The following is an 18,687-nucleotide window of genomic DNA, read 5'->3' as shown; positions in this document are numbered from 1 at the left end:
CAAGCACCGGCCGTTCAGGCCATGGCTTCGGCCAGCTTCTTGCGGGCACTGCCGTCCTTGCCATCCTTCCGTTCGGCGCTGTCGTCAGCCGGCGGCGGCAGCGCCATCTGGGCGCCGCCGTGGATGAGGCGGCCGGTCAGCTGGGCGCCTGCGTTCATCTCCACCACCTGGTAGTGAACATTGCCGGTGACGCGGGCGGTGGGAGTCAGCTCGACCCGTTCGCTGGCGTGCACGTCGCCATCCAGGCGACCACTGACCACCACCACGTGGGCGCGGATCTCACCTTCGATGCTGCCCTGCTCGGCCAGCGTGAGGGTGGCATTGGTGGCGCCGTCCTGGGCGATCACCTTGCCCAGGATGGTGCCTTCCACGTACAGGCCACCGCTGAATTCCACGTCTCCCCGGATCACCACCTGCGCGCCGATCAGCGCGTCCACGACCAGATGACCGTCGCGGTTGGATTTGTTGCTGCCAAACATGGGCTTACTCCCCTTCTTTTGCCGTTGCTGCAGCCGGTGCCCCGGACTGCTTCCAGTCGAATACCTGGGTGGCGCCCCCTGCGCCGGTTCCCAGCGTGACCCGCACACGTTGCGGGGTGAAGTCCTTGGGCAACATGATGCTGCCGGTGAGCTGCTGGAAGTACCGGAAGGAGTAATCCTGGCCCGGCACCTTGGTGCGCTGGTGCAGCTCGTCCCAGCTGACCGAGGTCAGCTTGCCGTCCTTGACGCCTTCAACCGTAAAGCGCATCTGGCCCTGGCTGATCGCGCCACGGTTGAGGTTCTGGGTCAGTACCACGGCGTACTGCCAGGTGCCCCCCGCTTCCGGCGAGAATTCAATGGAATGGGTGTTCAGGCCTTTGCGCTGGCTGGTGGATCCGACCAGGCGCTCGTAGAAGGCCACGTCGGCGCGGAGTCCGGCGATTTCCTCATCGCGTTCGCCCAGCGAGGCCTGCACCTCGTTGTTGGCCGCGCGGCTGATCCGATCCGACGCCTGCAGCGTGGCCTGGGTCTGCTGCAGTTCCACCACCTGCTTCTGCAGGGTTTCCACGCGCGCTTCGGCGGCGTCCAGCTGGCGGCCGGCGTCGCCACCGGGACCGGCGGTCCAACGGCCCAGCAGCGCAGCCAGGACCAGGCTGGCCAGCCAGATGCCGGCCAGGATCAGCAGCCGGCGGCGATCAGGCGCCACCGGGGAACCGGGGCGGCGGATCTGGATACGGGAAGGTGTCGGGTTGTTCATGGCGAATACGGCGGCACCGCAACTTGGGCGATACCGACACGACCCCTGTCGGGAAGAGCGACTCGTTAGTGTAAGTCAGGGGTGGCACATTTTTCGCCCCTTTCCCCCTCCGGGACAGTAGCGTTCAGGGTCGTCATCCCCGATAGTGTGGGCCTGTGCACACTTTCGCCGGAGCGCCTGCCATGACCGAGGCCCACCTGTTCGTGATCGGCATCCTGCTGGCCTGGCTGGCCGGCATCCGCGTGTACCTGACGGTGTTCGGGGTGGGCCTGGCCGGGCTGCTGGGCTGGGTCGAGCTGCCGCCGGCACTGCAGGCCACTGAATCGTGGTGGGTGCTGGGCACCTCGGCTGCACTGGCCATAACGGAATTCGTCGCCGACAAGATTCCCGGGGTCGACTCGGCCTGGGACCTGGTGCAGACCCTGGCGCGGGTACCGGCCGGCGCCTTCCTGGCCGCCGCCACGCTCTCGCCCACTGGCGAACTCAGCACCACGGCGCTGGCCGCCGGTGCCGGCGTGGCGCTGGCCAGCCATGGTCTGAAATCAGGCACCCGCGCCCTGCTCAACACCTCGCCGGAGCCGGCCAGCAACTGGGTGGCGTCGGCGGCGGAAGACACCGTGGTAGTCGGCGGCCTGGCGTTGGCGCTGGCGCACCCGTGGATGGCATTGATCGTGGTGGTGGCCTGCAGTCTGGTCGGCGCGCTGGTGGTCTGGCTGGTCTGGCGCACCCTGTGGAAGGGCATGCGCTGGCTGCTGCGGCAACCGGCGGGCAAGCCCGGGGCACTGGCCGACCGCGATGCCGCATAATCGCGCCGCAGACTGGGAGTACTGATGGCCGTCCAAGACAACGCTGTTGCATCCACCCGCGTCACCCGCGCCGAAACCCCGCCCGCTGATCATTGGCAGCGCTGGGCTGGTGCCGACGTGCCCGCCGCGGCGCCCACGCCAAGCAACGTGGTGCCGCTCAACGCCGCAGCCGCCGCTGCGGTGTCTGCGCCGCCGGTGCTGCCGCCGTCGCAGTGGCAGCACGACGATGCCAGTCCGCCGCTGCTGGGCAGCGAGGCACCCTATCGCGTGCTGATCGTCGAGGACGACCGCTCCCAGGCCCTGTTCGCACAGAGCGTACTGCATGGCGCCGGCATGGAAGCCATCGTGCACAGCGAGGCCGAAGGCGTACAGCAGGTGATCAACGAACAGCGCCCGGACCTGATCCTGATGGACCTGCACCTGCCGGGTCTGGATGGCATGCGCCTGACCGCACTGATCCGCCAGCAGCCTGGCCAGCAGCTGCTGCCGATCGTGTTTCTCAGCGGCGACCCGGACCCGGAGCGCCAGTTCGAAGTGCTCGACAGCGGCGCCGACGATTTCCTGAGCAAACCGATCCGCCCGCGCCACCTGATTGCCGCGGTGTCCAACCGGATCCGCCGCGCTCGCGCGCAGGCGGCCCTGCAGCCCGGCGCGCAGGGCGCGCCGGCGATGAACAACCCCGAGACCGGCCTGCCCACCCGCCACCACGTGATGCAGCAGCTGGGCGCGGCGTTGTCGCACGGCGACCGTGGCGGCCTGTTCTTCATCGAGGTGGCCAGCGCACTGGGCCTTCGCGAACGCTATGGCTATGCGGCGTTCGAGCGGCTGATGGTGCAGGCCGCGCAGCGCCTTGCCGACAACGCGCACCCGCACCTGCTGGCGCGCCTGAACGACAACAGCTTCCTGGTCCTAGCCCGCGGGCTGGACGAGGAGTCGCTGGACGCGACGGCGCACCAGCTGCGCGATGAACTGTCCGCGCGTTCCTTCGTCATCCGCGACGAGGAATCGGTGCACCTTCGGGGCGTGGTCGGGCATGCCCGGCTTTCCGGCGGCTTCGGCGATGCCGGCACCGCATTGGAAGCAGTGGAACGCACCACGCTTCAGGCGCGGCTGCTGCCCTCCGGCGTGGCCGCGCACGTGCGCCGCGAGGACGTCGCCGCGCAGGAACACCTGGCGATTCTGGAAGGACAGCTTGAACCGGCCTACCAGCCCATCGTCGCCGTCGCCGGCGGCAACACCGCGCAGTACCAGGTGCTGCTGCGCCTGCGCCAGGCCGATGGCAGCGTGCTCAACGCCGGCCAGGTGATTCCCGCCGCGGAAGCGGCCGGGCGCATCGCCGACCTGGACCAGCAGGTGCTGGACCATGCGCTGGGCCTGCTCGACCTGTACCGGCACGCCACCCAGCCGCTGAGCCTGTTCGTGTCGCAATCGCTGCGCACGCTGGCCCGCGATGCCTTTGCCGACTGGCTGCTGGAAACCCTGCAGCAACGCCAGTTGCCGGGCAGCGCGCTGGTCATCGACGTGCGCCTGCCCGACGCGCTGATCCACACTGTCACCCTGCAGCAGTTCTGCGCGCGCATGAGCGCGGCCGGCGTACGCTTCTGCCTGAGCCAGTTCGAGCCCAGCGGCGAAGCCAATGCCCTGCTCGGCCAGCTGCCGCTGGCCTTCGTGCGCATGGCCGCGCGCTTCTCCAGCAGCCATGCCAACCAGCAGACCCGCGATGAACTGCGCGGCGCCATCGATGCCGCGCACCGCGCCGGGGCGCTGATCATCGGCCAGCAGATCGAAGACCCCCAGGCCGCCGCGGCGATGTGGATGGGCGGGGTCGATTTCATCCAGGGCAACATGGTGCAGTCGGCCGGGAGCGAGCTCAACTTCGACTTCCACACCGCGGTGCTCTGACCATGGCGACCCAAGGACGGGTACCCTCCGCACTGTGGCTGGCTGCGATCGCAGCCGCACTGGCGGCTACGGCCAGCGGCATGGCTGCGGCCGGCGCCCATGGCCCGTGGCCCATCATTGCCGTCGGCTCGGCCGCCGTGGCCGTGGTCAGCGCGCTGGTCTGCGTGGGCCGCTGGCGCGACATGCAGGCGCAGCTGGCATCGGGCCAGCGCCGCCAGGAGGCGCTGGCCAGTGAGCGCGACCACCTGCAGCGCGCGATGCAACAGCAGGACATGCTCGAGCAGGAGCTGCTCCAGGCCAAGCAGGCGGCCGAAGCCGCCGCGCTGGCCAAGGGCGAGTTCCTGGCCACCATGAGCCACGAGATACGCACTCCGCTCAACGGCATCCTGCCGATGCTGGACCTGATCGCGCGCGGCCAGCTGGGTACCGACCAGCGGCAGATGCTGCAGACCGCCACGGTCAGCTCGCAGCAGCTGCTGCGCATCGTCGATGACATCCTGGATTACTCCCGGCTGGAGGCCAAAGGCCTGGACCTGGAGATCACCACGTTCAACCTGCGCGAGCTGCTGGAAGGCATCGTCCAGCTCATGCAGCGCAGCGCCGAAGCCAAGGGCCTGGCGGTGTCGCTGGAGCTGGACCCGGCCGTGCGCCTGTCGGTGCGCGGCGACCCGGTGCGGCTGCGCCAGGTGCTGGGCAACCTGATGGTGAACGCCATCAAGTTCACCGAGCGCGGCCAGATCCGCCTGCGGGTCACCCGCCAGGGCGAGACCGCCAGCCAGCATCAGCTGCGCTTCGAAGTGATCGACACCGGCATCGGTATCGACGGCACCCTGCAGGCGCGGTTGTTCCAGTCCTTCAGCCAGGCTGACGCGTCCACTACCCGCATTTACGGCGGCACCGGCCTGGGCCTGGCCATCTGCAAACGCATCATCGACCTGATGCACGGCAACATCGGGGTGAGTTCGACCCCGCGCCACGGCGCCACGTTCTGGTTCGAGATTCCGCTGCTGAAGGTTGTCGGCGACCTGCCGGCCGCGCCGCTGACCACCCGCGCTCTGCTGGTCAGCGAAGATCCGCTGCTGGTGCAGCGTCTGCAACGCGTGCTGCAGCACCACGACATCCGCCTGCACACGGTGGACAGCGCCTCTGCCGCGCTGGACATTCTGCGCGCGCCGGTGCGCCCGGGCATCGAACCGGACCTGGTCTGGGTGATCGCCGACAGCCACGCGCTGCGCCATGGCGCTACCGCGCTGCACCGCGCCGTACTGCACGATGCCCGCACGCCCACCCCGCGCCTGCTCTGGCTGCAGGGCGACGACCCGCTGGCCGCGCTGCTGCGCGAGAACACCTGCGTGTTGCCGCGCGAGGCCGGTGACGTGGATCTGCATGCGGTGCTGCGCCCGGCGGTAGCCAGTGCGCGCCCGGCCCCCCTGCTGGCCAGCGTGGAGCCCTGCAGCGGCCCGTTGGACGCGCCGCAGCTTGGCCTGCGCGTGCTGCTGGTGGAAGACAACAGCGTCAACCTGCTGGTCGCCCAGCGCCTGCTGCAGGTGCTGGGCTGCACCGTCACCACCGCCACCGATGGCCAGCAGGGCCTGCAGCAGTTGCAGGACCACGCCTTCGACCTGGTGCTGATGGACTGCCAGATGCCGGTCCTGGATGGCTACAGCGCCACCCGCCGCTGGCGTGAGCAGGAAGCGGCCGAAGGCCGCACCCGCCTGCCGATCGTGGCGATGACTGCCAACGCAATGGCTGGCGACCGTGAGCGCTGCCTGCAGGCGGGCATGGACGATTACCTGTCCAAGCCGGTCAACCGCGAGTCGCTGCAGGCCTGTCTGCTGCGCTGGCAGATCGCGGCGGAGGACAACGCCGCGGAGGCCCGCAGGACACCGGTGCTGCCACCCGCCCCCACCCGGTCACCGCCGCCCATGCCGCCGCTGGTCGCGGACGACAGCAGTGACGACGCCACACCCGGGGTGCTCGACAGCGGCGTGCTGGATGAGCTGCAGGAGGTGATCGGTGCGGAGACGGCCACCATCATCGCCGTGTTCCTGGAAGACACCCCGCCGTTGATCCGGCAGCTGCAGGACGCCTCGGTGGCCGGCGACCTGGAAAAACTGCGCGCGCTGGCGCACAGCCTGAAGTCGGCCAGTGCGAACGTAGGGGCGATGGCGTTGTCGGTGGCGGCACGTCGGATTGAACACGATGCCCGCGCCGGTACGCTGGAGCGCCCGGCCGTGGCCGTGGCGCTGCTGATTGCCGAATACGCGCGTGCACGGTTGGCGCTGGCCGGTTACCAGGCCAGCATCCGCGTCACGGCCACGCGCTGAATCAGTCTTCCAGCTTGGTGAGCAGGTAGTTCGGCTCGCCGATGCGCTCGATCAATTCCAGCTGGGTTTCCAGCCAGTCGATATGCTCTTCCTCGTTGTCGAGGATCTTCACGAACAGCTGGCGGCTGACGTAATCGCCGACCGAATCAGCGTAAGCCACCGCTTCGCGCAGGGTGACGGTGCCTTCGCGCTCGAGGGCGAGGTCGCACTGCAGGATCTCGGTGGGGTTCTCGCCGATGCGCAGCTTGCCCAGCGCCTGGAAGTTCGGCAGTCCCTCAAGGAACAGGATGCGATCGGAGAGCACGTCGGCGTGCTTCATCTCCTCGATCGATTCCTTGTATTCGTGGTCGGCCAGTTCCTTCAGACCCCAGTTCTTCAGCATCTTGGCATGCAGGAAGTACTGGTTGATCGCGGTCAGCTCGTTGTAGAGGACCTTGTTGAGGAATTCGATGACCTTGGCGTCGCCTTTCATGACCGTGCTCCTGCAGCGTGAAAACGCCGGCACTGTAGCGCGTCCCCGCAACCAATGAGGGAACGCGAATCATGATCGATCGGTTTACGGCGGGGCGTCGCCCCAGGCGCAGGAATGATCCCGTAGCAGCCGACCGTTGGTCGGATGACCTTGGCGGGGCTGGACCAGGTTGCCGTCAGGCTACCTGGGCCAGACCCAGCACGGGTAGCGGCAGATCAACGGAGCGGGCCTTGGCCAGCAGATCCGCCGCCATGTCCAGGCAGGAACCGCAGGTGGCGCCGCAGCCGGTGCGCATGGTCAGCTCGGACACGCTGGCGACACCGCTCTGGGCGGCTTCGCGGATCTGGTGGTCGGTTACCCCGTTACAGATGCAGACGTACACGTGCGGACTCGGCAGGCAGGCCCGGATCGGCCTGTGCGTATTCCAATCGAAACGAGAATGGTTGTCAATTTCGTAACTGAATCATTCTCGATACGATTCAGCATGCCAAAAAAAAGACCGATCTTTCGATCGGTCTTTTTCGTATTTGGCTGCCCCGGATGGATTCGAACCACCGAATGCCTGAGTCAGAGTCAGGTGCCTTACCGCTTGGCGACGGGGCAAAACGTGCGTGCAATTGTTGCACTTTCTCACTGGAAAACCAAGCGGACTTGGTGGCTATGGGTGGACTCGAACCACCGACCCCAGCATTATGAGTGCTGTGCTCTAACCGGCTGAGCTACATAGCCTTAGTGAGCCGGCAATTCTGGACATGTAAACGGAATCTGTCAACACCTTTTCACCGCGCTTGTGAGTGGGCAGCGGGCGTGTCACAGTCCTGACCAGTAGATTTTTCTAGGAGTCCGCATCGTGATCGATCCGGACGGCTATCGACCGAACGTCGGCATCGTGCTGATGCGGCAGGACGGGCAGGTGTTCTGGGCACGACGTGTGCGCCGGGATGGCTGGCAGTTCCCGCAGGGTGGCATGAATACCGACGAGACGCCTGTCGAAGCCATGTATCGCGAGTTGCATGAAGAAACCGGGCTGTTGCCAGAGCACGTCGAAGTGCTGGGTGCGACACCGGGCTGGCTGCGCTATCGCCTGCCGGCACGGGCCGTCCGCCGTAATGAACGGCAAGTCTGCATCGGCCAGAAGCAGGTCTGGTTCCTGCTGCGCCTGGCCGGCGACGAATCGCACGTGAAACTGGACCATACCGACAGCCCCGAGTTCGACCAGTGGCGCTGGGTGGATTTCTGGTATCCGGTCGAGCACGTGGTGATGTTCAAGCGCGGGGTCTATGCGCGGGCACTGCGTCATCTGGCGCCCTTGGCGCGCGGGGTGGCCGGGACCGGCGTGGACGCCATGCCCAAGTCCGCCCAGGAAGCCTGGATGCCGGGGCATGCGGCGGGGCACGACCGACCGCGCAAGCGCTCGCCCGCGCCCAAGCGTGGGGGCGGCTACTGGCCACGCAGCAAGGTCAAGGGCGACCCGGGCGCGGTGTAAGTGCTCCCGGCACGCTGAAACGACAAAAGCCCGGCCGAAGCCGGGCTTTTGCTTTCCTCCCAGCGGGATCCCGGAGGATCCCACGCCAGGCGCGATGGATCAGCGCTTGGAGAACTGGGTGGCGCGACGTGCCTTGTGCAGGCCGACCTTCTTACGCTCGACTTCACGGGCGTCACGGGTCATGAAGCCAGCCTTGCGCAGCTCGGACTTCAGGGTTTCGTCGTACTCGACCAGCGCGCGGGCGATGCCCAGGCGGATCGCACCGGCCTGGCCGGTGGTGCCGCCGCCAGCGGCGGTGACCATGATGTCGAACGATTCGGTGTTCTTGGTCAGTTCCAGCGGCTGACGCACGATCATGCGTGCGGTTTCACGGCCAAAGAACTCGTCCAGCGGACGGCCATTGACGGTGATGTTGCCGGCGCCCTTGCGCAGGAACACGCGGGCGGTGGAGGACTTGCGGCGGCCGGTGCCGTAGTTTTGAGTGATAGCCATGATTAGATATCCAGAACCTGGGGCTGCTGAGCGGCGTGCGGGTGCTCGGAACCCGAGTACACCTTGAGCTTGCGGTACATGGCGCGGCCCAGCGGGCCCTTCGGCAGCATGCCCTTGACGGCGGTTTCGATGACGCGCTCCGGGTGGCGCTCCAGCGCCTGGGCCAGAGTTTCGGTCTTCAGGTTGCCGATGTAGCCAGTGAAGCGGTGGTACAGCTTGTCCTGCAGCTTGTTGCCGGTGACGGCAATCTTCTCTGCATTGATGACAACCAGGTAATCACCGGTATCAACGTGGGGGGTGTAGACCGGCTTGTGCTTGCCGCGCAGACGGCGGGCCAGCTCGGTGGACAGACGGCCCAGCGTCTTGCCGGAGGCGTCGACGAGATACCAGTCGCGCTGGACGGTCTCGGACTTTGCAGTGAAAGTGCTCATGGAAGAACTCAAGTAGGTCGGGCTCATTGCGGCCATGGAGCGGCCGGAACTCTGCCACGCGTTGTGAAGAGGCGGGATTGTACTGGCCATTTGGCCCACATGCAAATCGGCCGGTAGCACGGCTTGGCAGACCGGCTCCAGGGGGTGAGAATCGATGATCCCCAGCCGCGATGCCCGACCGCATGACTGCGCTCCGCCAGATCACCCCGCTCGACCATCTGCTGACCGAGGCGCAGCGCGCTTTGGACACGGTGTTCGGCAACCCGCCGGCCAGCCGCCCGTACCCGGCCGAGGCAACCCCGGACGTACCGATGCCGACCCCGGCCCGCCGCCACGCGGCCGGCCTGATGCGGATCAACCATGTCGGCGAGGTCTGCGCGCAGGGCCTGTACTTCGGCCAGGCGGCAGTGGCGCGTGAGCCGGAAACCCGCGCCCACCTGCTCGAGGCGGCCCAGGAAGAGACCGACCACCTGGCCTGGTGCGCCCGGCGCCTGCGCGAGCTGGACAGCCGGCCCAGCCTGTTCAACCCGATCTGGTATGCCGGCAGCTATACCATCGGCACGCTGGCCGGGCTGCGCGGGGATGGCTGGAACCTGGGCTTCGTGGTGGAAACCGAGCGGCAGGTCGAAGCCCACCTGGACGAGCACCTGGATACCCTGCCCCCGACCGACCAGCGCAGCCGCGAGATCCTCAAGGTGATGAAAATCGATGAGGCCAGGCACGCCGACCACGCCGAACATGCCGGCGCGCGCCGGCTGCCGCCGCCGATCCCGGCGGTGATGGCACTGGCGTCGAAGGTCATGAAGACCATCGCCTACCGGCTTTAAAGTCAGCCGGAAACCAGCTTCAGGCCGATCACCCCGGCTACGATGAGCCCGATGCAGGCCAGCCGCGGCGCCGAGGCGCTGTCCCCGAACAGAAAAATGCCCAGGGTCGCCACGCCCAGCGCACCGATGCCGGTCCAGACCGCGTAACCCGTCCCCACCGGGATGGTGCGCAGGGCATGGGTCAGCAGGTACAGGCTGATACCGGCGGAAATGAGGGTGCCCACGGTGGGCCACGGCTTGCTGAAGCCGTCGCTGTACTTCAGGCCAAGGGCGAAGCCGATTTCAAAGATGCCGGCCAGCAGCAGGTAGATCCAGGGCATGGGGTTGCCTCCTAAACAAAAACAAAACGGTCCGGTGTCTTCACACCGGACCGTCGTCGGCAGCTTGCCGTGGAACATTACTTCTGCGCAAAACAGATGTTCCACAGGGCGGGGCGTCCCGCCTTTCGCAGCACCACCCGCGCCAGGGCCCGGGCGGGTGTCGCGTAGTGTTACTCGGACAGGTTGCGGCCGTGGAACAGCTCTTCGATCTCGCGCTTGAGCAGCGCTTCGATCTTCATGCGTTCCTTGAACGAGATGTTCTTGGCCTTTTCCTCGAACAGGTACTGGTCCAGGTCGAAGTCCTTCAGGTGCATCTTCGTGTGGAAGATGTTTTCCTGGTAGACGTTGACGTCGAACATCTCGTAACGCGACTTGATGTTCTTGGCCAGGAAGTTCTGGATCGAGTTGATCTTGTGATCGATGTAGTGCTTCTTGCCCTTCACGTCACGGGTGAAGCCACGGACGCGGTAGTCCATGATCACGATGTCCGATTCCAGGCTCTCGATCAGGTAGTTCAGCGCCTTCAGCGGCGAAATCACGCCACAGGTGGCCACATCGATGTCCGCGCGGAACGTGGCGATGCCCTCCTGCGGGTGGGTTTCGGGGTAGGTATGGACGGTGATGTGGCTCTTGTCCATGTGCGCTACCACGGCATCGGAGATCAACTCCTTGCCCGCCAGCTTCTTGTCGATCACCGGCTCTTCGGAGATCAGGATCGTCACCGACGCGCCCTGCGGATCGTAATCCTGGCGCGCGACATTGAGGATGTTGGCGCCGATGATCTCGGCGACATCGGTCAAGATTTGAGTCAGCCTATCGGCGTTGTACTCTTCATCGATGTATTCAATGTAACGCTGACGCTCCTCTTCGGTGCGGGCGTAACACACGTCATAGATGTTGAAGCTCAGCGCCTTGGTGAGGTTGTTGAAACCCTGCAACCTCAGGCGAGGCAACGGCTTGACCACGGCGGTCGATCCTGTGTGTGGTGGGAAAGGATCAATTATGGGGCAAAGTGATCGGGGGCGAAACTTGCATTGAAACAAGTTGCTGTGTTGGGGTTTGCCCTTCACAACCCTGATCGTTAAGCTCGCGGCACATAGCCGTGAATTGTTCATGAGCAAAGGGAGCGCCTCAACGTGTCATCTGTGCGCCTTGCCACAAGTCCATTGGCCCTGGACATCGCCACCATTGACCGCTTTCTGGCCCACAGCCACCGACGCCGCTACCCGGCCCGCACGGACGTTTTCCGCCCCGGCGACCCCGCCGGCACCCTGTATTACGTGATCAGCGGCTCAGTTTCCATAATTGCTGAAGAAGAGGACGACCGCGAACTGGTGCTGGGCTACTTCGGTTCCGGCGAGTTCGTGGGCGAAATGGGCCTGTTCGTGGAAACCGACCGCCGTGAGGTGATCCTGCGCACCCGGACGCCCTGCGAGCTGGCCGAGATCAGCTACGAGCGGCTGCACCAGCTGTTCCTGGGCCCGCTTTCCACCGACGCGCCCCGGCTGCTGTACGCCCTGGGCCAGCAGGTCTCCAAGCGACTGCTCGATACCAGCCGCAAGGCCAGCCGCCTGGCGTTCCTGGATGTCACCGATCGCATCGTGCGCACGCTGCACGACCTGGCCCGCGAACCGGAGGCCATGAGCCATCCGCAAGGCACCCAGCTGCGCGTGTCGCGCCAGGAGCTGGCCCGCCTGGTCGGCTGCTCGCGTGAAATGGCCGGCCGCGTGCTGAAGAAGCTGCAGAGCGATGGGCTGCTGCATGCACGGGGGAAAACGGTCGTTCTGTACGGCACCCGGTAAATGCCGGCGCCCTGCGCCGCCGTCCAGCGCGTGTTCGCGGCATTCACGGACTGCCGCTAGTCTCAACACATGGCACCTGGCAGCGAATTCTACTGGTTCATCCTGATCGGGCTTGGCGCGCAGCTGGTGGACGGCGCGCTGGGCATGGCGTTCGGGCTTGTCTCTTCCTCCGTGATGCTCAGCATGGGCCTGCCGCCGGCGGCGGTCAGCGCAAGCGTGCATACCGCTGAGGTGTTCACGACAGGCGCCTCCGGCGTTTCGCACCTCGTCGCCGGGAACGTGGACAAGCGGTTGTTCCTGCGCCTGGCCCTGCCGGGCGCGGTGGGCGGGGTGCTGGGCGCCTACGTACTGACCCAGCTGCCAGGTGATGCGATCCGCCCCTTCATCTACGGCTATCTGTTGATCCTGGCGATCTTCATCCTGCTGCGCGCGGCCGGAAGGCTGGTGCCGCGCCAGGAAGTGAAGCGGGTGCCGGTGCTGGGCTTCATTGCCGGGTTGCTGGACGCAAGCGGCGGCGGCGGCTGGGGCCCGGTGGCCACTTCCACCCTGCTCGCCCGGGGCGGCCAGGCCCGCACCACCATCGGCACGGTCAACGCGGCCGAATTCGTGGTGACCCTGTCGGTATCGATCACCTTCCTGCTCTCGATGGGCCTGCAGCACCTGAACATCGTGGCCGGCCTGCTGATCGGCGGCATGATGGCCGCCCCGCTGGCGGCCGTGCTGGTCAAGCGGGTAAAGGAACGTTGGGTGCTGGTGGCCGTGGGGGTGCTGGTGCTGTCGATCAGCCTGTTCCAGATCAGCCGGGCCGTTCGCGGATGGTGGGGCGCGTGATGGCCGGCGCAGTGCGCCGCCGCACGACCAACGGTCGTGCGCTACCGCCTGATCGGTACAACGGGCGTGCGCTACCGCTTGATCGGTAGGTATCGACCGTTGGTCGATACGGCCTTACCGGTCGCCGCCGCGGTCCACGCAGCCCCAGTTGAGGATGCGGGTGCCGGGCTTGAGCACCTGGCGGAAGAACGCCACCTTGGAGTGCTTGGGGTTCACCACCACCGGGGCCTTGGCCGCCAGCAGAAGCGGCAGGTCGGCGGTGCTGTCCGAGTAGGCCACGTCGATGTCGCCATAGCCGCGCTCGCGCAGCATGCGCATCTTCTCTTCGTTGTGGCAATGGCGGGTAGCGCCCACCGCACCGAAGCGCGGGCCTACCTCACTGCCGATCACCGGCACGCCCTGATGGGCGACAAACGCCAGGATGGCACGGGCCAGCTCCGGCGGTGCGCCGGTGGCGACCACGACCCGATCGCCCTGCGCGCGGTGCGCGGCGAACACCTCCAGCGCCTGCGGCAGCAGCTTGGCGCGCAGCTGCGGCTCGTGCTTGAGCACGTAGGCGTCGATGACGCGGTTGAATTCGCGCGCACGATGCAGACCGAACGTGGCGATCCAGACATACACTGAAATGCCCGTGCGGCGCGTGGGCAGCATCGCCACCAGCGGTCCGGCGATCGGCGTGACCAGCAGCGCGGCCAGCAGCCGCAGCGGATTGCGCTTGATCAGCGAGGCGAACAGGTGGCTGCCGGAATCGCCGTCGTACAGGGTGTGGTCGAAGTCGAAGACCACCAGCGGCGCATCGTCGCGCGGAGTCGGGTAGATCGCAGTCATGCGCTGAAGAATAGCTGACGCAGGCCCTCGCCGGGTTCTTCGACCCGCATGAAGGCCTCGCCCACCAGGAACGCGTGCACGCCGGCGCTGCGCATCAGACTGACGTCGTCGGCGCCCAGGATGCCGCTCTCGGTCACCAGCAGGCGGTCGCGCGGCACGGCCTGGCGCATGTCCAGGGTGGTCTGCAGCGACACCTCGAAGGTACGCAGGTTGCGGTTGTTGATGCCGATCAGCGGGACCGGCACCTGGATGGCGCGTTCGAGCTCGTCGATATCGTGCACTTCCACCAGCACATCCATGCCCAGCTGCATGGCCAGGCCGGACAGCTCGGCCAGCTGGCGGTCCTCCAGCGCGGCCACGATCAGCAGAATGCAGTCGGCGCCCAGCACACGGGCTTCGTAAACCTGGTATGCATCGATCACGAAGTCCTTGCGCAGCACCGGCAGGGTGCAGGCATCACGCGCCTGCTGGAGGTAAGCGTCGTCGCCCTGGAAGAAGTCCACGTCGGTCAGCACCGACAGGCAGCTGGCGCCGCCGAATTCGTAGCTCACCGCGATGTCGGCCGGGTGGAAGTCCGGGCGGATCACGCCCTTGGACGGGCTGGCCTTCTTCACCTCGGCGATCACCGCCGGGCTGCCAGCCGCGATCGAGGCGCGCAGTGCATCGGCAAAGCCGCGCACCGGCGGGGCGCCCGCCAGGCGTGCCTGCAGCGTTTCCAGGGGGACCCGGGCACGGCGCTCGGCCACTTCAACGGCCTTGCGGGCCAGGATGGTCTCGAGGATGTCGCTCTTGTCGCTCATGTCGTTCGGGGTCCTTCAGGCTGGCCATTATCGGCCAGCCGCCGGGTGGCAGCCACATAATCCTGCATGCGCTGGTGCGCGCTGCCGTCGGCGATGGCCGCGCGGGCACGCGCCAGGCCGTCGGCGATGCTGCTGGCCACACCGGCCACGTACAGCGCCGCACCGGCATTCAGCGCCACGATATCCAGCGCCGGGCCGGGCTGGTTGTCGAGCACGCCACGCAGCATCGCGATCGATTCTTCCGGGCCGCTGACCTTGAGGTTGCGGCTGGCCGACATCGCGATGCCGAAATCTTCCGGGTGGATCTCGTATTCGCGCACTTTGCCGTCGCGCAGCTCGCCGACCAGCGTGCCGGCGCCGAGCGAGATCTCATCCATGTTGTCGCGCCCCCACACCACCATGGCGCGCTCGGCGCCCAGCTCGCGCAGCACGCGCGCCTGGATGCCGACCAGGTCGGGGTGGAACACGCCCATCAGCACATTGGTGGCACCCACTGGGTTGGTCAGCGGGCCAAGGATGTTGAAGATGGTGCGCACGCCCATCTCACGCCGCACCGGCGCCACCCGCTTCATCGCGGGGTGGTGCATCGGCGCGAACATGAAGCCGATACCGGTTTCGCTGATCGCGCGGGCCACCTGGTATGGCTGCAGCTCGATGACGGCGCCCAGGGCTTCCACCGCATCGGCGCTGCCGGACTTGGACGACACGCTGCGGTTGCCGTGCTTGGCCACCTTGGCACCGGCGGCGGCGACCACGAACATGGCGCAGGTGGAGATGTTGAAGGTGTGCGAGCCATCACCACCGGTACCGACGATGTCGATCAGGTGGGTCTTGTCTTCCACCGGCACCGCCAGCGCCAGCTCGCGCATCACGGTGGCCGCGCCGGCGATCTCGCCCACGGTTTCCTTTTTGACCCGCAGGCCGGTGAGGATCGCAGCGGTCATCACCGGTGAGACTTCACCGCGCATCACCTGGTGCATCAGGTCGACCATCTCGTCGAAGAAGATTTCGCGATGCTCGATGGTGCGTTGCAGGGCTTCCTGGGGGGAGAAGGTCATGCGGGGTTCCTGTGCAGGAAATTCTTCAGCAGGGCGTGGCCGTGCTCGGTGAGGATCGATTCGGGGTGGAACTGCACGCCTTCCACCGGGTGTTCGCGATGGCGCAGGCCCATGATCTCTTCGATCGTACCGTCCTCATTCTCGGTCCAGGCGGTCACTTCCAGGCAGTCGGGCAGCGTGGTCTTGTCCACCACCAGCGAGTGGTAGCGGGTGGCCTGGTAGCGGTCCGGCAGGCCGGCGAACACGCCCTTGCCCAGGTGACGGATCGGCGAGGTCTTGCCGTGCATGATGGTGCCGGCGCGGATGACATCGCCGCCGTACACCTGCCCGATGCCCTGGTGCCCCAGGCATACGCCGAGGATCGGGGTGGTTGGGCCGAGCCGCCGGATCAGCTCCAGCGACACGCCCGCTTCGTTGGGCGTGCACGGGCCGGGCGAGATCACGATGTGCTCGGGCGCGAGCGCGGCGATCTCGTCAACGCTCAGGGCGTCGTTGCGCACCACCTTTACATCGGCACCCAGCGTCTGCAGGTACTGCACGAGGTTGTAGGTAAAGCTGTCGTAGTTGTCGAGCATCAACAACATGATCAGGATCCGTCTTTGATGAGGAAAATGGCGTACACGTTTTCGGTGTACGTGATGGGGGCGGCGGCGAGCAGTTCGCCCACCGCGGCGGGCGCGGGGCCGCGGCTGCCCGTAACCTGCACTCGATCCAGCGAGCGGCCTTCGGCGTAATCCTCACGGTCCGGTGCGCCGGGCGCGGTTGGCCAGATGCCTGCCTGGACACCATAGGCGAAGCTCGGCGCCACGTCGGAAATGCTGTACAGCCCGGTGATCCGCGCGCCATAGGCATCGGCGAGCCCCTTGGCCGACGCACGCGTCTGTGCCGCCGCTTCCGCCTTGAGCTCGGCACGCAGGCGGGCTGCGCCGGAGTAGGTCGGCGTAGCGGTGCTCACCTGTACTTCGCGACTGGCTTTCAGGCTGCCCAGGAAGGCCTGCAACGCAACGGCTGTCGGAAACGCCGCCTCCAGGTCACGGCTCACCGCCGTGCCTTCGAATACGTCCTTGCCGTCGTCGTAACGCGTGGACGGCGCGATGCTGAGGTTGTCGGCGCGTACCGTATCGGCGATGGCGCCATGCTGGGTAAACAGCTCCATCACGCGCTCGCTGTTGGCCTGCACGCGCTTCCGGGCGATGTCGGTCTGCATGTCCACCGACTCCAGCGCGATCTTCACCGCGAAGCGGTCCGGCAGTACGGTGCGGCTGGCGTTGCCCTTGACCAGCAAGTGCGGCTCGGAGGGCACGGTATTGGCCTGCGCCCCTGCATCCGGGGCCGCCATGGCCAGCGTCGACGACAGCAGCAGTGCGTGCAGCAGCTTCATGCGGTTGATCCTTGTCGGTGAGGAATGCAGCGAACGCCGTGGCCCTGGCCACGGCACGAAAACGTCACAGGCCCTTGGCGGCCTGGGCCACGGCGCGGAACAGCGCGCGCCCCTTGTTCATGGTCTCGTCCCATTCCTTGCCCGGGTCCGAGTCATAGACAATGCCCGCGCCGGCCTGCACGTGCAGGCGGCCGTCCTTGATCACTGCGGTGCGGATCGCAATAGCGGTGTCGGCATCGCCGTGCCAGCCGATGTAGCCGATGCTGCCGGCGTACACATTCCGCTTGATCGGCTCGAGCTCGCGGATGACTTCCAGCGCGCGGATCTTCGGCGCACCGCTCACGGTACCCGCGGGGAACGTGGCGCGCAGCACGTCGGCGTAGCTCAGGCCGGGCTGCAGCTGCCCGGTGACCTCGCTGACGATGTGCATCACGTGGCTGTAGCGTTCGATCACGAACTGTTCGCCCACTTCCACCGTGCCGGCCTTGGAAACGCGGCCGGCGTCGTTGCGCCCCAGGTCGATCAGCATGAGGTGCTCGGCGCGCTCCTTCGGATCGGCCAGCAGTTCGGCTTCCAGCGCGTTGTCTTCTTCCACCGTGGCGCCGCGCGGGCGGGTACCGGCGATGGGACGCACAGTGACCTCCCCGTCCTGCAGGCGCACCAGGATTTCCGGCGAGGAGCCGACCACCTGCACGTCGCCGGTGTCGAGGAAGTACATGTACGGCGACGGGTTCAGCGCGCGCAGCGCGCGGTACACATCCACCGGGCGCGCCTTGAACGGCACGCTCAGGCGCTGGCTGAGCACCACCTGGAAGATGTCGCCGGCGCGGATGTACTCCTTGGACTTGTCCACGGCGGCGATGAAGCCTTCGCGTGTGAAGCCGGAGACGAAATCGTTCTCGTCCAGCACATCGCGGGTGATCGGCACCGGGTAGCCCGCGCCGGGGGCGCGCAGCTTGGCGACCAGGCCGTCCAGCCGCGCCTGCGCCTCGTCCCACGCACCGGGCTGGCCCGGGTCGGCATGCACGATCAGGTACAGGCGCCCCTTGAGGTTGTCAAACACCGCCAGCTCTTCGGAATGCAGCAGCAGGATGTCCGGCGTCCCCAGTTCATCGCGGCCGCGCGGCGGGGCCAGACGCGGTTCGATGTAGCCGATGCACTCGAACCCGAACCAGCCCACCAGGCCGCCGGTGAAGCCCGGCAGCCCGGCCAGCTTGGGCACCGAATGGGCGCTGCGCAGCGCCTCCACTTCGGTGAACGGGTCGGCCACCTCACGGATTTCCACCACCTGGCCCGCTTCGCTGACGGTCAGGGTGTGGCCGTGGAAGGCGTACACGCGGCGGGCCGGCAGGCCGATGATGGAATAGCGCCCGAAGCGTTCGCCGCCTTCGACCGATTCAAACAGATAGGTATGCGGGCCGTCGGCGAGCTTCAGATAGACCGAAAGCGGCGTGTCCAGGTCGGACAGCACTTCACGGACGACGGGGATGCGGGTGTGGCCTTCAGCGGCCTGCTGCTGGAACTGCTCGAGCGTGATCAAGACGACTTTCCTTCCGGGAAACGGCGGTGGCGGGACGGACGACGGCAACAGGCCACCATCGCCACCAACGGCGAGCGGAAGAAAGGGTATGCGGGGTCGTCAGAATGGACACCCGGGGACTGTACCGCATAGGCGGCACCGGATGGAA

21 protein-coding genes and 2 tRNA genes are annotated in these 18,687 nt (G+C 66.7%); 7 read left to right on the top strand and 16 right to left on the bottom strand.

Translation table 11 applies throughout. The features are described from left to right. Positions 1–14 precede the first annotated feature (14 nt). Together ACTJI4_RS01305 and ACTJI4_RS01300 are read right to left on the bottom strand one after the other, a co-directional pair. Positions 15–479: a bactofilin family protein gene (locus ACTJI4_RS01305; RefSeq protein WP_440868298.1), complete on the bottom strand. Its 465-nt coding sequence runs from the start codon at positions 477–479 to the stop codon at positions 15–17. A 4-nt stretch (positions 480–483) separates the two neighbouring features. Beyond that, positions 484–1,236 carry a DUF6776 family protein gene (locus ACTJI4_RS01300; RefSeq protein WP_392922728.1) on the bottom strand — a complete coding sequence of 251 codons (753 nt, stop codon included), beginning with the start codon at positions 1,234–1,236 and terminating at the stop codon, positions 484–486. Positions 1,237–1,418: 182 nt separating this feature from the next. Here ACTJI4_RS01300 and ACTJI4_RS01295 point away from each other — a divergent pair, with 182 nt between their 5' ends. The 3 genes from ACTJI4_RS01295 to ACTJI4_RS01285 are packed head-to-tail and all read left to right on the top strand — an operon-like array spanning position 1,419 to position 6,271. Then, on the top strand, positions 1,419–2,042 hold the full coding sequence (locus tag ACTJI4_RS01295; RefSeq protein ID WP_440868297.1) for a DUF4126 domain-containing protein: 624 nt from the start codon (positions 1,419–1,421) through the stop codon (positions 2,040–2,042). A 24-nt stretch (positions 2,043–2,066) separates the two neighbouring features. Further along, positions 2,067–3,944: an EAL domain-containing protein gene (locus ACTJI4_RS01290; protein ID WP_392922723.1), complete on the top strand. Its 1,878-nt coding sequence runs from the start codon at positions 2,067–2,069 to the stop codon at positions 3,942–3,944. 38 nt (positions 3,945–3,982) lie between these two features. Continuing rightward, complete coding sequence (locus ACTJI4_RS01285; protein ID WP_440868618.1) at positions 3,983–6,271, top strand: ATP-binding protein; 2,289 nt, start codon at positions 3,983–3,985, stop codon at positions 6,269–6,271. 1 nt (position 6,272) lies between these two features. Here the strand turns inward: ACTJI4_RS01285 and bfr are convergent, their stop codons facing one another. The 4 genes from bfr to ACTJI4_RS01265 form a co-directional block, all read right to left on the bottom strand. Continuing rightward, the gene (gene bfr / locus ACTJI4_RS01280) at positions 6,273–6,743 is read right to left on the bottom strand and encodes a bacterioferritin (protein ID WP_282243312.1); all 471 of its coding nucleotides are present in this window, start codon (positions 6,741–6,743) and stop codon (positions 6,273–6,275) included. Positions 6,744–6,918: 175 nt separating this feature from the next. Beyond that, positions 6,919–7,125, bottom strand: coding sequence for a (2Fe-2S)-binding protein (locus tag ACTJI4_RS01275; protein ID WP_214904481.1), 207 nt, complete (start codon positions 7,123–7,125; stop codon positions 6,919–6,921). Positions 7,126–7,271: 146 nt separating this feature from the next. After that, positions 7,272–7,346 (bottom strand) — tRNA-Gln (locus ACTJI4_RS01270). A gap of 49 nt (positions 7,347–7,395) precedes the next feature. Next, positions 7,396–7,472 (bottom strand) — tRNA-Met (locus tag ACTJI4_RS01265). Between the two features lie 121 nt (positions 7,473–7,593). Between ACTJI4_RS01265 and ACTJI4_RS01260 the strand changes: the two genes are divergently transcribed. Next, positions 7,594–8,229: an RNA pyrophosphohydrolase gene (locus ACTJI4_RS01260; protein WP_440868296.1), complete on the top strand. Its 636-nt coding sequence runs from the start codon at positions 7,594–7,596 to the stop codon at positions 8,227–8,229. Between the two features lie 99 nt (positions 8,230–8,328). On the opposite strand, the gene rpsI is transcribed toward ACTJI4_RS01260, so the two are convergent. Then, positions 8,329–8,721, bottom strand: coding sequence for a 30S ribosomal protein S9 (gene rpsI / locus ACTJI4_RS01255; protein ID WP_017354549.1), 393 nt, complete (start codon positions 8,719–8,721; stop codon positions 8,329–8,331). A gap of 2 nt (positions 8,722–8,723) precedes the next feature. Then, positions 8,724–9,152 (bottom strand): 50S ribosomal protein L13, encoded by a 429-nt coding sequence (gene rplM / locus ACTJI4_RS01250; protein WP_017354548.1) that lies wholly within the window; start codon positions 9,150–9,152, stop codon positions 8,724–8,726. Positions 9,153–9,334: 182 nt separating this feature from the next. On the opposite strand from rplM, the gene coq7 reads away from it, so the two are divergent. After that, positions 9,335–9,979, top strand: a complete 645-nt coding sequence (coq7, locus tag ACTJI4_RS01245; protein WP_392922710.1) for a 2-polyprenyl-3-methyl-6-methoxy-1,4-benzoquinone monooxygenase — start codon at positions 9,335–9,337, stop codon at positions 9,977–9,979. Positions 9,980–9,981: 2 nt separating this feature from the next. Here coq7 and ACTJI4_RS01240 read toward each other — a convergent pair whose 3' ends face one another. Continuing rightward, positions 9,982–10,299, bottom strand: a complete 318-nt coding sequence (locus ACTJI4_RS01240; protein WP_440868295.1) for a DMT family transporter — start codon at positions 10,297–10,299, stop codon at positions 9,982–9,984. Positions 10,300–10,469: 170 nt separating this feature from the next. Further along, on the bottom strand, positions 10,470–11,264 hold the full coding sequence (speD, locus tag ACTJI4_RS01235; protein ID WP_017354544.1) for an adenosylmethionine decarboxylase: 795 nt from the start codon (positions 11,262–11,264) through the stop codon (positions 10,470–10,472). A gap of 171 nt (positions 11,265–11,435) precedes the next feature. Here speD and crp point away from each other — a divergent pair, with 171 nt between their 5' ends. Both crp and ACTJI4_RS01225 read left to right on the top strand, forming a co-directional pair. Continuing rightward, entirely contained in the window at positions 11,436–12,101 is a 666-nt protein-coding gene (crp, locus tag ACTJI4_RS01230; RefSeq protein WP_392922704.1) for a cAMP-activated global transcriptional regulator CRP, read from the top strand. Between the two features lie 69 nt (positions 12,102–12,170). Continuing rightward, a complete protein-coding gene (locus ACTJI4_RS01225) occupies positions 12,171–12,932 on the top strand; it encodes a sulfite exporter TauE/SafE family protein (protein WP_392922702.1) in 762 nt (253 codons plus the stop codon). A 114-nt stretch (positions 12,933–13,046) separates the two neighbouring features. On the opposite strand, the gene ACTJI4_RS01220 is transcribed toward ACTJI4_RS01225, so the two are convergent. From ACTJI4_RS01220 to trpE, 6 genes are all read right to left on the bottom strand, one after another. Beyond that, positions 13,047–13,760: a haloacid dehalogenase-like hydrolase gene (locus tag ACTJI4_RS01220; protein ID WP_392922700.1), complete on the bottom strand. Its 714-nt coding sequence runs from the start codon at positions 13,758–13,760 to the stop codon at positions 13,047–13,049. Next, entirely contained in the window at positions 13,757–14,560 is an 804-nt protein-coding gene (gene trpC / locus ACTJI4_RS01215) for an indole-3-glycerol phosphate synthase TrpC (protein ID WP_392922697.1), read from the bottom strand. The genes ACTJI4_RS01220 and trpC overlap by 4 nt, the downstream gene beginning before the upstream one ends. Beyond that, on the bottom strand, positions 14,557–15,618 hold the full coding sequence (gene trpD, locus ACTJI4_RS01210; RefSeq protein WP_392922695.1) for an anthranilate phosphoribosyltransferase: 1,062 nt from the start codon (positions 15,616–15,618) through the stop codon (positions 14,557–14,559). The genes trpC and trpD overlap by 4 nt, the downstream gene beginning before the upstream one ends. Next, entirely contained in the window at positions 15,615–16,202 is a 588-nt protein-coding gene (locus ACTJI4_RS01205; protein ID WP_440868294.1) for an anthranilate synthase component II, read from the bottom strand. Before ACTJI4_RS01205 ends, trpD begins: the two co-directional genes overlap by 4 nt. Before the next feature lie 2 nt (positions 16,203–16,204). Continuing rightward, the gene (locus ACTJI4_RS01200) at positions 16,205–16,999 is read right to left on the bottom strand and encodes an SIMPL domain-containing protein (RefSeq protein WP_440868293.1); all 795 of its coding nucleotides are present in this window, start codon (positions 16,997–16,999) and stop codon (positions 16,205–16,207) included. 64 nt (positions 17,000–17,063) lie between these two features. After that, positions 17,064–18,539, bottom strand: coding sequence for an anthranilate synthase component I (gene trpE / locus ACTJI4_RS01195; protein WP_440868292.1), 1,476 nt, complete (start codon positions 18,537–18,539; stop codon positions 17,064–17,066). Positions 18,540–18,687: the final 148 nt, after the last annotated feature.

This window comes from Stenotrophomonas sp. 22385, from assembly GCF_052045085.1.
GTDB lineage: Bacteria > Pseudomonadota > Gammaproteobacteria > Xanthomonadales > Xanthomonadaceae > Stenotrophomonas.
This window is presented reverse-complemented; position numbering and strand designations above follow the sequence as displayed.